Origin of the sequence: Rhizobium sp. CFBP 8762 (assembly GCF_014841565.1) — a bacterium.
Taxonomy (GTDB): Bacteria; Pseudomonadota; Alphaproteobacteria; order Rhizobiales; family Rhizobiaceae; genus CFBP-8762.
Window position 1 is genome coordinate 156,214 of record NZ_JACYUD010000001.1, and the last position, 13,817, is coordinate 170,030.

At 57.1% G+C, this 13,817-nt stretch carries 15 protein-coding genes; 10 read left to right on the top strand and 5 right to left on the bottom strand.

The annotated features are described in order from the left end of the window. Window positions 1–180: 180 nt before the first annotated feature. From IFT84_RS00720 to IFT84_RS00740, 5 genes are all read left to right on the top strand, one after another. On the top strand, window positions 181–945 hold the full coding sequence (locus tag IFT84_RS00720; RefSeq protein WP_446737554.1) for an SDR family oxidoreductase: 765 nt from the start codon (window positions 181–183) through the stop codon (window positions 943–945). Beyond that, complete coding sequence (uvrC, locus tag IFT84_RS00725) at window positions 942–2,966, top strand: excinuclease ABC subunit UvrC (protein WP_192116733.1); 2,025 nt, start codon at window positions 942–944, stop codon at window positions 2,964–2,966. Before IFT84_RS00720 ends, uvrC begins: the two co-directional genes overlap by 4 nt. 80 nt (window positions 2,967–3,046) lie before the next feature. Beyond that, the gene (gene pgsA / locus IFT84_RS00730) at window positions 3,047–3,643 is read left to right on the top strand and encodes a CDP-diacylglycerol--glycerol-3-phosphate 3-phosphatidyltransferase (protein ID WP_192116734.1); all 597 of its coding nucleotides are present in this window, start codon (window positions 3,047–3,049) and stop codon (window positions 3,641–3,643) included. Continuing rightward, window positions 3,640–3,900: a molybdopterin converting factor subunit 1 gene (gene moaD / locus IFT84_RS00735; protein ID WP_192116735.1), complete on the top strand. Its 261-nt coding sequence runs from the start codon at window positions 3,640–3,642 to the stop codon at window positions 3,898–3,900. Before pgsA ends, moaD begins: the two co-directional genes overlap by 4 nt. Before the next feature lies 1 nt (window position 3,901). After that, window positions 3,902–4,372, top strand: a complete 471-nt coding sequence (locus IFT84_RS00740) for a molybdenum cofactor biosynthesis protein MoaE (RefSeq protein ID WP_192116736.1) — start codon at window positions 3,902–3,904, stop codon at window positions 4,370–4,372. On the opposite strand, the gene IFT84_RS00745 is transcribed toward IFT84_RS00740, so the two are convergent. After that, window positions 4,373–4,765: a YkvA family protein gene (locus IFT84_RS00745; protein WP_192116737.1), complete on the bottom strand. Its 393-nt coding sequence runs from the start codon at window positions 4,763–4,765 to the stop codon at window positions 4,373–4,375. A 115-nt stretch (window positions 4,766–4,880) separates the two neighbouring features. Here IFT84_RS00745 and IFT84_RS00750 point away from each other — a divergent pair, with 115 nt between their 5' ends. Then, the gene (locus IFT84_RS00750) at window positions 4,881–6,518 is read left to right on the top strand and encodes an ABC1 kinase family protein (RefSeq protein ID WP_192116738.1); all 1,638 of its coding nucleotides are present in this window, start codon (window positions 4,881–4,883) and stop codon (window positions 6,516–6,518) included. 47 nt (window positions 6,519–6,565) lie between these two features. Here the strand turns inward: IFT84_RS00750 and ndk are convergent, their stop codons facing one another. Beyond that, window positions 6,566–6,988, bottom strand: a complete 423-nt coding sequence (gene ndk, locus IFT84_RS00755; protein WP_192116739.1) for a nucleoside-diphosphate kinase — start codon at window positions 6,986–6,988, stop codon at window positions 6,566–6,568. A 132-nt stretch (window positions 6,989–7,120) separates the two neighbouring features. Between ndk and IFT84_RS00760 the strand changes: the two genes are divergently transcribed. Together IFT84_RS00760 and IFT84_RS00765 are read left to right on the top strand one after the other, a co-directional pair. Continuing rightward, window positions 7,121–7,645: a DinB family protein gene (locus tag IFT84_RS00760; protein WP_192116740.1), complete on the top strand. Its 525-nt coding sequence runs from the start codon at window positions 7,121–7,123 to the stop codon at window positions 7,643–7,645. Window positions 7,646–7,684: 39 nt separating this feature from the next. Continuing rightward, window positions 7,685–9,577, top strand: a complete 1,893-nt coding sequence (locus IFT84_RS00765) for an ABC-F family ATP-binding cassette domain-containing protein (protein WP_192116741.1) — start codon at window positions 7,685–7,687, stop codon at window positions 9,575–9,577. A 44-nt stretch (window positions 9,578–9,621) separates the two neighbouring features. Here the strand turns inward: IFT84_RS00765 and IFT84_RS00770 are convergent, their stop codons facing one another. After that, a complete protein-coding gene (locus IFT84_RS00770) occupies window positions 9,622–10,083 on the bottom strand; it encodes a hypothetical protein (protein ID WP_192116742.1) in 462 nt (153 codons plus the stop codon). 224 nt (window positions 10,084–10,307) lie between these two features. Between IFT84_RS00770 and IFT84_RS00775 the strand changes: the two genes are divergently transcribed. Continuing rightward, window positions 10,308–11,156, top strand: coding sequence for a polysaccharide deacetylase family protein (locus IFT84_RS00775; protein WP_192116743.1), 849 nt, complete (start codon window positions 10,308–10,310; stop codon window positions 11,154–11,156). A gap of 61 nt (window positions 11,157–11,217) precedes the next feature. Further along, window positions 11,218–11,658 carry a DUF4174 domain-containing protein gene (locus IFT84_RS00780; protein ID WP_192116744.1) on the top strand — a complete coding sequence of 147 codons (441 nt, stop codon included), beginning with the start codon at window positions 11,218–11,220 and terminating at the stop codon, window positions 11,656–11,658. A 29-nt stretch (window positions 11,659–11,687) separates the two neighbouring features. Here the strand turns inward: IFT84_RS00780 and IFT84_RS00785 are convergent, their stop codons facing one another. Then, window positions 11,688–12,137, bottom strand: coding sequence for a DNA polymerase III subunit chi (locus tag IFT84_RS00785; protein WP_192116745.1), 450 nt, complete (start codon window positions 12,135–12,137; stop codon window positions 11,688–11,690). A 6-nt stretch (window positions 12,138–12,143) separates the two neighbouring features. Then, window positions 12,144–13,628 carry a leucyl aminopeptidase gene (locus IFT84_RS00790; protein WP_192116746.1) on the bottom strand — a complete coding sequence of 495 codons (1,485 nt, stop codon included), beginning with the start codon at window positions 13,626–13,628 and terminating at the stop codon, window positions 12,144–12,146. Between the last annotated feature and the right edge of the window lie 189 nt (window positions 13,629–13,817).

Sequence of the window (13,817 nt, forward strand, 5' to 3'; positions counted from 1 at the left end):
CATTTTATTAACTATAAATTACAGTATTCAAAGAATGAACATTTTCAGCCCAAGATTAATTAAATTCTCTACTTGACGTTAACGTTTGCGAAAGGATTTGGTGGAGCGCATGTTCGCATGACGCTGTTTTAGCTATAGTGCCGCAACACTTGAACGCGAATCAGAATCAGGCAGATCGGCGTGAAAACACCTCTCATGACAGCATTGATCACCGGCGGCGCAAAGCGCATCGGCGAGGCCATCACACGCGATCTGGCCGCCGCAGGATTTGCTGTGGCAATCCATACCAACACCTCGCTCACGCAGGCAGAGGCACTTGTGACGACGCTGCGGGCGGATGGCGTGACCGCCACTGCTATCCAGGCGGATTTGAGAGATGCGGTCGCAGTCCAGACCCTGATAGCCAAGGCCAACGCCGCCATTGGCCCGATTGGACTGCTGGTCAACAACGCATCGGTGTTCAAAAAGGACAGCATTACCGACTTTGACGATGCAGCATGGGACGAGCACTTTGCCGTCCATGTCAAAGCGCCCTCCCTTCTCGCCCGTGATTTTGCCGCGCAACGGCCACAAGGCTGCACCGGGTTGATCGTGAATATCATTGATCAGCGGGTCTGGGCTCCAAATCCGCGTTTTTATTCTTATATGCTGTCTAAGGCGGCGTTGTGGATGGCGACGCAGACGATGGCGCAGGGTTTGGCCCCCGATATCCGGGTCAATGCGATTGGTCCGGGTCCGACGCTGCCGAATGAACGCCAGAATCAAGAGGATTTTCTGGCGCAGATCGATGGGTTGATTTTGAAAGACGGACCAAAACTTGAGGATTTCGGGCGAACCATTCGCTTTTTGTTCGACACGCCCGCGATTACCGGCCAAATGATTGCGCTGGACGGAGGGCAGCACCTTGCCTGGGAGACGCCTGATATCAGGGAGATTTTGGAATGAGTGAACGCACGCCAATCGATGGCGGCATTCTCTACGATGACAATGACACGGACGACGATGACGCCATCGTCGGTGCCGGGGAGGCTGCGCGTCCGTCGCTGGATATCGAATGGGCCGAGACCGGCGCGGTGGACAACACGCTGCGCGGTGCCGAGCTCATTAAGGCCTTTGTCAAACATCTGCCCAACAGTCCCGGCGTGTACCGCATGTTCAACGAGGCGGGGGATGTGCTGTATGTGGGCAAGGCACGCTCGCTGAAAAAACGCGTTTCCAACTATGCGCAGGGACGCGGGCATTCCAACCGCATTGTGCGGATGATCCGCGAAACCGCGCATATGGAATTTGTGACGACGCGCACGGAAACCGAAGCGCTGCTACTGGAAGCCAACTTGATCAAGCGGCTGCGCCCCCGCTTCAACGTGCTGTTGCGTGATGACAAGTCGTTTCCGTATATTCTGGTCACCGGCGATCATCGCGCCCCCGCCATTTACAAGCATCGTGGCGCACGCAGCCGAAAGGGTGCGTATTTCGGGCCGTTCGCCTCGGCAGGTGCCGTGGGCCGTACCATCAATTCGCTCCAGCGCGCTTTTCTCCTGCGCACTTGCACCGACAGTGTTTTCGAGTCACGCACCCGGCCCTGTCTGCTGCATCAGATCAAGCGATGTTCCGCCCCCTGCACGCATGAAATCAGCGATGCAGGTTATGCGGAACTTGTCACGGAAGCGCAGGATTTTCTGTCCGGCAAGAGCCAGACCGTCAAAACGACCATTGCCCGCGCCATGAGCGAGGCCTCGGAAGAGATGGATTTTGAACGGGCGGCGATCTATCGCGACCGGCTGGCAGCGCTTAGCCATGTGCAGGCTCATCAGGGCATCAACCCGGCAGGCGTGGATGAGGCGGATGTGTTTGCCATTCACCACGAAGGCGGCATTTCCTGCATCCAGGTGTTTTTCTTCCGCACCGGGCAGAACTGGGGCAACCGGGCCTATTTCCCGAAAGCCGACCCTTCCCTGTCGCCAGCGGATGTGCTGAACGCGTTTCTGGCGCAATTCTACGACGACAAGCCCTGCCCCCGCCAGATTCTGTTGAGCGAACCGCTCGAGGAGCAGACGCTGCTGGCCGAAGCCCTTAGCGAAAAATCCGACTATCGGGTGTCCATTCTCGTGCCCCAACGCGGCGAGAAAAAGGATCTGGTCGGTCACGTCGTTTCCAATGCGCGCGAGGCCCATGGCCGCAAACTGGCGGAAACCGCCTCGCAAGGCCGTCTGTTGGAGGGCTTCGCCAAGACCTTCTCGCTGGACCGTGTCCCGCGCCGCATCGAGATCTACGACAACTCGCACATGATGGGCAGCAATGCCGTTGGCGGTATGGTGGTTGCAGGGCCGGAAGGCTTCGTGAAGGCGCAGTACCGCAAGTTCAATATCAAATCGACGGACATTACCCCCGGCGACGACTTCGGCATGATGAAGGAAGTGATGACCCGTCGCTTCTCCCGCCTGTTGAAAGAGGATGGTAAGCCTGACCGCACTGTAGACGCCGGTGAAGACGCTGCGTTTCCGAGCTGGCCGGATGTGATCCTTATCGACGGTGGCCAGGGTCAGATGACTGCGGTGCGCGCGATTTTGAACGAGCTGGATATCACCGACAGCGTTGTTGCCATCGGCGTTGCCAAGGGCGTGGACCGTGAAGCAGGCCGCGAGCGGTTTTTTGCGCCCGGACGCGACAGTTTTTCGCTGCCGCCGCGTGATCCGGTGCTGTATTTCGTTCAGCGCATGCGCGATGAGGCCCACCGCTTTGCGATTGGCTCCCACCGCGCGCGGCGCAAAAAGGAGATGGTCAAGAACCCGCTGGACGAGATCGCAGGTGTCGGGCCGACGCGCAAACGCGCTTTGCTGCACCATTTCGGCACCGCCAAGGCGGTGTCTCGCGCGGGCCTCAACGATCTGGCGGCAGTCGATGGTATATCGCAGGCGGTGGCTCGTCTGGTCTACGACCATTTCCACGATGAGGGTCGCAAATAAGACCCAAACTGCGCAAACAAGTGTTGACCTGAAGACCGGGAAGACATCATGCTTACGGAAAACAACAGAGAAAACAGTCCATGTCCAAGCCTGCCGTCGCCTACAACATCCCCAATCTGCTGACCTATGGCCGCATTCTCGCTGTGCCGTTGATTGTGCTGTGCTTCTTTGTAGAGGGCAAGCTGCAGTCGAGCGACTTTGCCCGCTGGACAGCATTGGGTATCTTTATTGTAGCGTCGATAACGGACTTTTTCGATGGCTATCTGGCCCGCATCTGGAACCAGACCTCCAATATTGGCCGTATGCTGGACCCCATCGCTGATAAATTGCTGGTGTCGACCGCGCTTTTGCTGATGGCCGCGGACACGGAACAGACGATTGCGGGCTGGTCGCTCTGGGCTGCTATTATCATTCTGTGTCGGGAAATTTTGGTGTCGGGCCTGCGCGAATATTTGGCAGCGCTTAAAGTCAGCGTGCCGGTGACGCGCATTGCCAAGTGGAAAACCACGGCACAGATGTTTGCTGTCGCATTCCTGTTGGCTGGTCCTGCGGGCGACAAGGTGCTGCCATACACAACCGAAATCGGCATTACACTGCTCTGGGTTGCTGCCATCCTCACCATGTACACCGGCTATGATTATTTCCGCGCCGGTTTGAAACATGTGGTGAATGAATGAGCTCGACCAACCTGATCTATTTTGCCTGGGTGCGCGAGCGTATTGGCAAAGGTGAAGAGGTTCTGGACCTGCCGCCATATGTCACGACGGTTCATGACCTGTTGGCCTATCTCCCATCGCTTGGCGAAGGCTATGCCGAAGCACTTCAACAGCCGGACATGATCCGGGTTGCGCTGGATCAGGAACACAGCGAGCATGACGCGGAGCTGGCAGGCGTGCGTGAAATCGCAATTTTCCCGCCGATGACCGGAGGCTGACATGAGCTTCGTGCCCCGGAGCATCACCGTGCGCGTGCAGGCCGAGGACTTTAACGCAGATGCGGAAACCCACGCCCTTGCCCAAGGGCGGAGCGACATCGGAGCGCTGGTTGCCTTTACCGGCCTTTGCCGTGACGAGGGCGGTGCATTATCAGCTCTGGAACTGGAGCATTACCCCGGCATGGCAGAGGCGGAGATGATCCGAATTTCCCAATTGGCCATGGAACGCTTTGGTCTTTTGGGACTGACGGCCATTCATCGCTATGGGAAAATTCCGCCCGGTGGCCAGATTGTGCTGGTCATTGCCGCTTCATCACACCGCCAAGCTGCCTTTGATGGGGCAAATTTCGTGATGGATTACCTCAAGACCTCCGCGCCCTTCTGGAAAAAAGAGCACAGCGCAACCGGCGAGACAGGCAACTGGGTGGCAGCGCGCGATGCCGACGATACGGCCCGTGACCGCTGGCGATAATCAGCTAAAAAGAATCCGATAGAGCAGCACGATCCCCGCCGCCCATATCACGAACAGGGTCGTCAGTATGATGGCAACCGTCAGCAATGGCCGCTTGAAATAGCGCGCCACCCAAAGATCGGCCCTGCGTCCTGCATCCGAATAAACACCGTCGGGCAATCGTTTTGCAATCAGCCCTACCCCAAGCGGCACGATCACCAGATCATCGACAACACCCAGAAACGGCACCGTAAACGGTATGAGATCGATGGGGCTGATCAAGTAAAGGCCGACAGCAAGGCTGGCGATTTTCAGGTGAAACGGGGTTCTCGGGTCCCGAAACGCATACCACAGCACCACAGCCTGTTTGCGAAATGACAAAAACCGGCGACGCAGAAACGAAAACAAAGCCATATCAATCCCCTATACTCATCCACATATATAAGCGAGGCGGCAGGAAACAAGATTGACCGGCGCGTATCCTTCCCTAAGTTGAGCCCCATGGTATAGTCGGCGCACGGGGTAAGGCATGCTGGAAACATTGATCATTGCCGCGCGTGATAGAAAACGCCTGTCCGATATTGCAACCATTCTGGTGCGCTTCGGGCTGGCGGATATTGTCGAAAGGCTTGGTATTACCGCCCTTCCCGGCATCAGCACGCCGGACGATGTGAAATCACTGACGTTTGCGGAGCGTCTTCGCCGTGCCATTGAGGCCTTGGGACCGACCTTCATCAAGCTTGGGCAGATTTTATCGACGCGGGCCGATTTGCTGCCACCCGACCTGACACAAGAGCTTGAAAAACTTCAAGCCAAAGTGCCGCCAATCCCTTGGGCCGATATCGAGGCGCAGGTGGAAGCCGATCTTGGTGCGGCACCGGAAACGGTATTTGCGGAGTTTGACCGTGAGCCCCTCGCCTCCGCATCCATCGCACAGGTCTACCGTGCCCGGCTGAAAACCGGCGAGGCGGTTGTGGTAAAGGTGCGGCGCAGCGGCTTGCGGCAGATTGTTGATGCCGATCTGCGCCTTCTGGCCCATGCCGCAACGCTGGCAGAAAAGACCTGGCCCGAACTGCAACCGTATCAGCCCCGCGCTATCTTGCGCAACGTTGGCGAAGCGATCATGCAGGAGCTTGATCTGGCCCATGAGGGTCGCAATTGCGAAGACGTCGCCCGCAATTTTGCCGATCAACCCGATATCGTTTTTCCAAAAATTTACTGGGACTATACAGGCGAGCGTTTGCTGGTGCAGGATTTCATCGATGGAACCGCACCCGCCCGCGATGGTCGTCTGGAAGCGAGGGGGCTCGACGGCAAGGTATTGGCTGAACGTGGCTCTCGCGCTTTCCTGAAAATGGCGCTGATTGACGGGTTGTTCCATGGCGATCCCCATCCGGGCAATCTCTTGGCGCTGCGGGGAAACAGGATTGGTTTTATCGACTTCGGCATGGTCGGGCGCATTTCCGACAAACGGCGTCAGCAATTGCTGTCCCTCGTCGCCGCCATTGTCGCGGCCAATGCCGAGCAGGTCACTGCCGTGCTGCTGGACTGGTCGCGGGGCACTCATGTCGATTTTTCAAAACTGGAGGATGCGTCGCAGGCGTTTATTGCCCGCCATGGTCATGCGCGGCTTGATCTGGGCCAAGCCATCACCGACTTCATGGCGCTGGCGCGTGAGAACAGTCTGGTTCTGCCCGCCGACCTCGCAATCCTGTTTAAGGCCCTGATCACCGCCGATGGTGTCATGAAACGGCTCGATCCGGATTTCGATGTGATTGCCAGTGCCCGCCCTCTGGTCGAGAACGCTATGCGAGCCCGCTTTTACCCGGACGCGTTGCAGCAACAGGCGCAACGTCTGGCCCTTGATCTGCATGGCGTGGCATCCGATTTGCCCGCCCTGTTTCGGCTGCTGCTCTACCGTTTACGGCAAGGGCGCATTGGTGCGGATATTTCTGTAACGGGGCTGGATGGTCTGGGGGAGCATATCGAGCGGGCCGCCACGCGGCTTGCCTTGTCTGTGGTCATCGCGGCCTTTGCGCTCGGACTGGCACCCGGACTGATGAATGCAGGACCGGAACTTTTCGGTATACCGGTCTTCGCTTTGGCCGGATGCCTGGTTATTCTGGCTGGCATTGCCTGGCTGCTTGGCCTGAAAATCCGCAAATAAAAACGCCCCGCTAAAAAGCGAGGCGTCTGTGTACAATCAGGTTGGTATCAACCGACGATTTCTGTACCGGCAAACCAGTAAGCGATTTCAACAGCAGCTGTTTCCGGTGCATCCGAACCGTGAACCGAGTTTTCGCCGATGGACAGGGCGTGCACTTTGCGGATCGTGCCTTCGTCAGCGTTTGCAGGGTTGGTTGCACCCATGATTTCGCGGTTCTTGAGAATAGCGTTTTCACCTTCCAGAACCTGAACGACCGTTGGGCCGGATGTCATGGATTCGACCAGTTCACCGAAGAAAGGGCGCTCTTTGTGAACGGCGTAGAAGCCTTCGGCTTCGCGCTGGCTCATCCAGACGCGCTTGGAAGCGACGACACGCAGGCCCGCATCTTCCAGCATGGTGGTGATTGCGCCAGTGAGGTTGCGCTTGGTTGCGTCTGGCTTGATCATCGAAAATGTGCGTTCAATCGCCATCGGTTTATCCTTAAGAGGTTATGCAATGATTGGACGCGTTGAATAGACGGCAAAGCATTGCAAAACAAGGGGTGACATGGAAGTTTGCGTTGACTGACGCCTGAAATTCCATTCATTGAAGGGGACCTGTCCTTGCTGAACCAGTTCAATATGCTTGCCGCCTACAATCGCTGGGCCAACAACCGTGTCACTGCCGCTGCCCGCCATTTAAGCGAAGCGGAATACCGCGAGGACAAGGGTGCGTTTTTCGGCTCCATGCACGGCACGCTCAATCATATTCTCGCGGCTGATCAGATCTGGTTGAAGCGCTTTACCGGTGTCGGGGATGCCCCGCCTTCGCTCGATACTATCCTCTGCCCAACCTTGACCGAGCTTGAGGCCGCCCGCAGCGCGCTCGACACACGCATCATCGACTGGATCGCCAACCTGACCATGGCCGATCTAACCGCTGACGTCACCTACACCCCCATGACGTCGCCCATCCCCGTCACCCATCCTTTGGCGCCGGGGCTGACACACGTCTTCAACCACCAGACCCATCATCGCGGTCAGGCGCATATGATCCTGACCGCTCTTGGCAAACCATCCATCACGCTTGATCTCATCAGCTTCGTGCGGGCCGATGGCGTGGAATGGCTGCGGCCAAATTCGGTTTAACCCCTTGCGTTCCGGCCTCTGCTGCGCCAAAACGCCGACATGATTACGATATCCGGACTTTCGGCCCGCATAGCAGGGCGCCTGTTGATCGACGATGCCAGCGTGGCGCTTCCAAGCGGCATCAAGGCCGGTCTTGTGGGCAAAAACGGCGCGGGGAAATCCACCCTGTTTCGCATCATCACCGGCGATTACGCCTCGGAAATGGGATCGATTTCCATTCCGAAAAATGCGCGCATCGGTCAGGTGGCCCAGGAAGCCCCAGGCACCGAAGAGCCGTTGATCGACATCGTGCTGAAGGCCGACAAGGAGCGCGAGGCCTTGATGGCGGAGGCTGAAACAGCCACCGACCCCAATCGCATTGCCGACATTCAGATGCGACTGTCCGATATCGGCGCGCATTCCGCCGAAAGCCGCGCCGCCAGCATTCTGGCCGGTCTCGGTTTTGATCAGGCAGCCCAGCAGCGTCCCGCATCCAGCTTCTCCGGCGGGTGGCGCATGCGCGTGGCGCTGGCCGCCGTGCTGTTTTCAGAGCCGGACCTGCTGCTTTTGGATGAGCCGACCAACTATCTCGATCTGGAAGGCACGCTGTGGCTGGAAGACTATATCCGCCGCTACCCTCACACGGTCATTATCATCAGCCATGACCGGGACCTGTTGAACACGGCGGTCAACGCCATTGTGCATCTCGATCAGCAGAAACTCACCTTCTATCGCGGCTCCTATGATCAATTCGAGCGCCAACGCGCCGAAGCCAATGAGCTGCAAACCAAGGCCAAAGCCAAGAACGATGCGGCCCGCAAGCATCTGCAGGCCTTTATCGACCGGTTCAAGGCCAAGGCATCGAAAGCCCGGCAGGCACAAAGCCGCGTGAAGGCGCTGGAGCGTATGGGCACGGTGTCGTCCGTTATTGAGGATCATGTTCAGAGCTTCAAATTTCCCGATCCCGAGAAAGAAGCGGCATCCCCCATCATCGCCATTGATGAGGCAGCGGTTGGCTACACGCCGGGCAAACATATTCTGCAGGATTTGACCCTGCGGATCGATACCGATGACCGCATCGCCCTTCTGGGCTCCAACGGCAACGGTAAATCGACCTTCGCCAAGCTGATTTCCGGCAAGCTTGCGCCGGCCAATGGCGGCTCGCTGCAGGTTGCGCCCGGCTTGAAAATCGGCTTTTTCGCGCAGCACCAGTTGGACGATTTGATCCCCGATCAGAATGCCGTGGAGCATGTGCGCCGCCGCATGCCCGGCGCAACCGAAGGCAAGGTGCGTGCCCGCGTGGCGCAGATGGGGCTGGCAACAGCCAAGATGGACACGGTTGCCCGCGACCTCTCCGGTGGTGAAAAAGCCCGGCTGCTGATGGGTCTCGCCGCTTTCGATGCGCCCAACCTGCTGATCCTCGATGAGCCAACCAACCATCTGGACATTGACAGCCGCAATGCGCTGATACAGGCGCTGAACGAGTATTCCGGCGCTGTCATTCTGATTTCGCATGATCGGCATTTGATCGAAGCCACTGCCGATCGGCTGTGGCTGGTTAACAACGGCACCGTGACAAATTTTGATGGAGACCTTGAAGATTACCGCAACATTGTCGTCTCCGGCTCCAAAGGCAAGGGAAAAGCCAAAGGCAATGGCGAGGACAACCGCAGCAAGGCCGAGCAGCGCAAAGCCAACGCCGACAAGCGCGCCGCCTTTGCCCCATTGAAGAAAAAGATCAATGAAATGGAGGCCTTGACCGCCAAGCTTAACAAGCAGATTCAGGCTCTGGACAAGGAGCTTGAAGATCAGGACCTGTACGACAAGTTCCCGGACAAGGCGGCTGCGAAAGTGCGTGAACGGGCGGACGTGGTTTCAAAGCTTGCCAAGGCTGAGGAAAAATGGCTGGAACTGTCCAGCGAGTATGAAGAGGCTATGGGTAGCGGGGTTTGAGAATTAGCGCCGTGCCAGTAAGGTTTTGTTCGGCGCTAATTTTATTATTTCGTTCCTAACAAACTGGACCACTGAGACTTGAACTCTGCAATCTGCAAATCCCAGTTTGCATCTGATTTGGCAATATCATTCCTATGTCCATCGATCCGCTGTTGAAGTTGCACTTGTTGTGACGGTTCGGCAGCAATGATAGCTTGGTAGTCGTCAATCACCCTTTGTAATCCAACCGCGTAATTGTTTTTCACGCTCTGCATATCTGCAATTGATGCCTCGATCATTGGTTTGTCAATGAGAGCAAATTGTTGCAAGACAGCAGAATGGGTCACTCTGTACGGCTCCCAGTCATCCGGCGCTTTGATATGCCGCGAAATGCCTAACGTGATCTTCTCACTCATTGTTGTTTGATGGACTTCCAGTTTGAATCTGAGTTCATCGACCTCGCTTTTTGTAGATTTTGGGGAAACTGTTAGGCCCCTTAGGATAGAAAATTCCTGACTAATTCGCATTCTATCTGCCTCCTGTTTTGTAGAGGATGACGACACAAGTTGGTTTGAGGCTTACGCGCACAATCCTGAATTGATTTAGGCTTGTCTTATTATTATGCCCGCGCGCCGCGCGTCTCTATGAAATACCGCCTCCATCCTTAAGAAAACACGAATATTGTAAACCGCCTGTTAACCATACGGGCAGAAAGGTGCGCTCAACATCACTCCTGATTTGAGTCGCCTTCATGCCGCATCCGCGCCTGCTTCTGCCTGTCACATTCGCTTTGCTTTGCCTTGCCGGTTGCGCCACCAAGCCGACCGCCTCCGCCCAAACCTCCTATGTGGCCGTAAAGCCTGAAAACGCCACGACCGATGTGGCAGCCATCGTTGCGCGTCCGGGTAATCTATCGGCACTGACCGGCGGGCTGGCGGGCCGCACGCTGGACGTGACCTCGCTGGATGATGTCAAACTCCAGCCGCGTGAAGTGATTTTGACGTTTGATGACGGCCCCATTCCAGGCAAGACGGAGCGCATTCTTGCAACGCTCGATACGTTTGGGGTCAAGGCTACCTTCCTGATGGTGGGTGAAATGGCAAAGACGTATCCCGACATTGCGCAACTGGTGCAAAAGCACGGACATGCCATCGGCAGCCACACCTATCGCCATGCCAATCTCCAGAACCTGAATTTTGAAGCAGCTCTGGCCGAAATCAACCGTGGCAAGCGCGCAGTGGAAAATGCCATTGGTGAAGAAGCGCACTTTTTCCGTTTCCCCTATCTGGCTGATACAAAGCGCTTGCGGACGGGCCTCAAGAACCGGGGCGATATCGTTCTGGATGTCGACGTCGATTCGAAAGACTATTTCAAGGTGACGCCCGATGCCGTGATCGGTCGCACCATGGCAACACTGCGCGACAAAGGTCAGGGTATTATCCTGATGCACGACATCCACACCCGCACCGAGACCATGCTTCCAGCGTTGTTGAAGCGATTGCGCCACGATGGCTACAGGGTGGTTACCCTGCGGTTCGGAAAGCCCAAGGATGCGCCCTTGCTGGCGCGCCTCACACCCTTGTCATCGCCGAAAGCGTAAATCCTTGCCTGTCTGGTCCGGCGCTCCATATTGGAAGGCACGAGCAAACAGGTGAAGCATCATGTTGAAATGGACAGGCCTGATGACCGGACTGACGCTGTGTCTGATGGCAAGCACGGATGTCAGCGGAGCTTCGACCACAGGCCTTGAACAGTTTCGATGGAAGAACCGGGTTCTGGTCGTCTTCGCCGACCGGACAGGCGCGATGGCGAATGAGCAGGTCGAGCGGTTGAAACGCGTCAATCCCGGTGCCACTGAGCGTGACATGGTGCTGGTTCTGATCAAGGGCAATGCCGTTCAGACATTCCCGACCGCACGCGCGTCTCTGGATGCCTCGGCTCTGCGGACCAGGCTGAACGGCCCCGATGATGGCAGTTTCGAGGTCCTGCTGATCGGCAAGGATGGCGGCATCAAACTGCGCGATACCAAGCCGGTTGCAACCGACGCCCTGTTTACGCTGATCGATACCATGCCGATGCGCTCAAACGAAACACGCAAGTGATCGAAAGATACAAGTGACCCTGCGCGTCATCAAGCTTTCTTGACCCAACGCCGGTCTTCATTCTGCTGCCAATAGGTCAGCGTGTGCCCCTCGCCCTTCAGCCGTTTCCAATGGCTGCGGGCTCCCTCCAATTGCGGCTGGTCGTATCCGTCAAACATGAACACCACCCGCTCGTATGGCGCGAGATCCGGTGGCTCTGCACCATCCACGAGGAACCGTACCGTGGCGTCGTTCCCGTTGTCGGCTGTCGCCGTCAAGAGAACCGGCTGCTCGCCCGAAAACTCCATCTCGTCCGTGCCATGCGGCAAAAAGCTATCGTCGCGGTAGGTCCAGAGATGGGTGTCGAGGGAATCGCGCCCCTCGACAGTTGCCGTCTGCACCACCACCCGCCAGCCGCGCTCCAGACTTTTGTCCAGAAGCGGCGGCAAGGCGTCTTGCAGTTTGGATTCGGTCAGGTGGTAGAATAGAATTTCCGTCATGGCAGTTTAGTGTTCATAGTGGCTGGCGACGAGTTCATTCAACAGGCGTACGCCAAAGCCGGAAGCCCAGGATTGATTGATTTCGTCCGTTGGCGATGACATGGCCGTACCGGCAATATCGAGATGCGCCCACGGCGTGTCCTTGACATAGCGCTGCAGAAACTGCGCCGCTGTGATCGAGCCCGCATAGCGCCCGCCGGTGTTTTTCATATCGGCGAACTTGCTGTCGATCATCTTGTCGTAGTCCTTGCCAAGCGGCAGACGCCACAGTTTTTCCTGTGTCGCAAGACCGGCAGCGGTCAGCTTCTCGCTCAACGCATCGTCGTTGGAAAACAGTCCGGCATGGGCCGTGCCAAGCGCCACCAGCACGGCACCGGTCAGTGTCGCGAGATTGACCATGAACTGCGGCTGGAAACGCTCATTGCAATACCAGAGCGCGTCGCACAGTACGAGACGGCCCTCTGCATCCGTATTGATGACTTCGATGGTCTGGCCGGACATGGACGTCACGATATCGCCGGGGCGCTGAGCCTTGCCATCGGGCATGTTTTCCACAAGACCGATGATGCCAACCACATTGGCCCTGGCCTTACGCGACGCCAGCACATGCATCAACCCGGTTACGGCTGCCGCGCCGCCCATGTCACCCTTCATGTCTTCCATGCCAGCGGCGGGCTTGATGGAAATGCCACCGGTATCGAAGGTGACACCCTTGCCGATGAAGGCAATCGGCTTTTCGCCCTCTGCGCCGCCCTTCCACTGCATGACAGCCAGACGTGGTGGGCGTTCAGAGCCCAGAGCAACGCCCAGAAGCGCGCCCATGCCCAGTTCCGTCATCTCCACTTCGGTCAGGATTTCCACCTCGACACCCAGCGCTTCCAGCGCCTTTGCTTGCGCCGCAAACTCGACCGGGCCCAGAACATTTGCTGGCTCGTTAACGAGGTTGCGCGCGAGAATAACGCCTTCGGCAATTGCCTTGGTAACGGCAAAAGCCGCATCGACCGATTGTTCCGTGACGATCTGGACGTTCGTAACCTTGTCGGTTTCCTTTGTGTCGTCATCGGATTTTTTCGTCTTGTAGCGGTCGAAGGCATACACGTTCAGTTCCATGCCGAGCGCGAAATCCGCGACCTGTCTGGGGGTCAGCGTCAGGCCGGGAATATCGAGATAGACGGTGACTGCCTCTGCCGTCTTCACCTTGGAGGCCACAGTACCACCGATTTTCAGCCAGTCATGGGCGGTGATCTTGTCTGCTTCGCCAATGCCAATCACCAGTATCCGGTCTGCCGGCGAATCATGCGGCGCAATCAGGTCTACGCTTGCCAGCGCTTTGCCCTTGAATTTGGACAGATCCACGGCTTTCGCCACCGCGCCTTGCGCACCAATGGATGATAGGCCGGACAACGCCGTCCCGGTGGTGCTGAAGATCACGGCGACGCCACCGGCAGGCGTGGCAGTGTTCGCAAAGGCAAATTCAAATTTCACAGGCATTGGCAACAACTCCAGAGGTCAAGCAGGCGCAAACATGTGGCCTGACAGAAACAGTGCGCAGGAATGAATGGCATGGGCCCTCATTAAAACGCCGTACCCCACCCTTCTCGCTTTTAGCGGGCTTGGCAAGATGCCCGCGTATGTTTACACGGAAGTAAGATCGGTGTTGGCCTTAAATTATCCACACAC

Coding starts and splice junctions, on each gene's coding strand:
- IFT84_RS00785 (WP_192116745.1), bottom strand. CDS start 12,137: ATGACGGAAATTCTATTCTACCACCTGACCGAATCCAAACTGCAAGAC.
- IFT84_RS00790 (WP_192116746.1), bottom strand. CDS start 13,628: ATGCCTGTGAAATTTGAATTTGCCTTTGCGAACACTGCCACGCCTGCC.
- pgsA (WP_192116734.1), top strand. CDS start 3,047: ATGTCCAAGCCTGCCGTCGCCTACAACATCCCCAATCTGCTGACCTAT.
- IFT84_RS00740 (WP_192116736.1), top strand. CDS start 3,902: ATGAGCTTCGTGCCCCGGAGCATCACCGTGCGCGTGCAGGCCGAGGAC.
- moaD (WP_192116735.1), top strand. CDS start 3,640: ATGAGCTCGACCAACCTGATCTATTTTGCCTGGGTGCGCGAGCGTATT.
- IFT84_RS00765 (WP_192116741.1), top strand. CDS start 7,685: ATGATTACGATATCCGGACTTTCGGCCCGCATAGCAGGGCGCCTGTTG.
- IFT84_RS00780 (WP_192116744.1), top strand. CDS start 11,218: ATGTTGAAATGGACAGGCCTGATGACCGGACTGACGCTGTGTCTGATG.
- IFT84_RS00745 (WP_192116737.1), bottom strand. CDS start 4,765: ATGGCTTTGTTTTCGTTTCTGCGTCGCCGGTTTTTGTCATTTCGCAAA.
- ndk (WP_192116739.1), bottom strand. CDS start 6,988: ATGGCGATTGAACGCACATTTTCGATGATCAAGCCAGACGCAACCAAG.
- uvrC (WP_192116733.1), top strand. CDS start 942: ATGAGTGAACGCACGCCAATCGATGGCGGCATTCTCTACGATGACAAT.
- IFT84_RS00770 (WP_192116742.1), bottom strand. CDS start 10,083: ATGCGAATTAGTCAGGAATTTTCTATCCTAAGGGGCCTAACAGTTTCC.
- IFT84_RS00775 (WP_192116743.1), top strand. CDS start 10,308: ATGCCGCATCCGCGCCTGCTTCTGCCTGTCACATTCGCTTTGCTTTGC.
- IFT84_RS00750 (WP_192116738.1), top strand. CDS start 4,881: ATGCTGGAAACATTGATCATTGCCGCGCGTGATAGAAAACGCCTGTCC.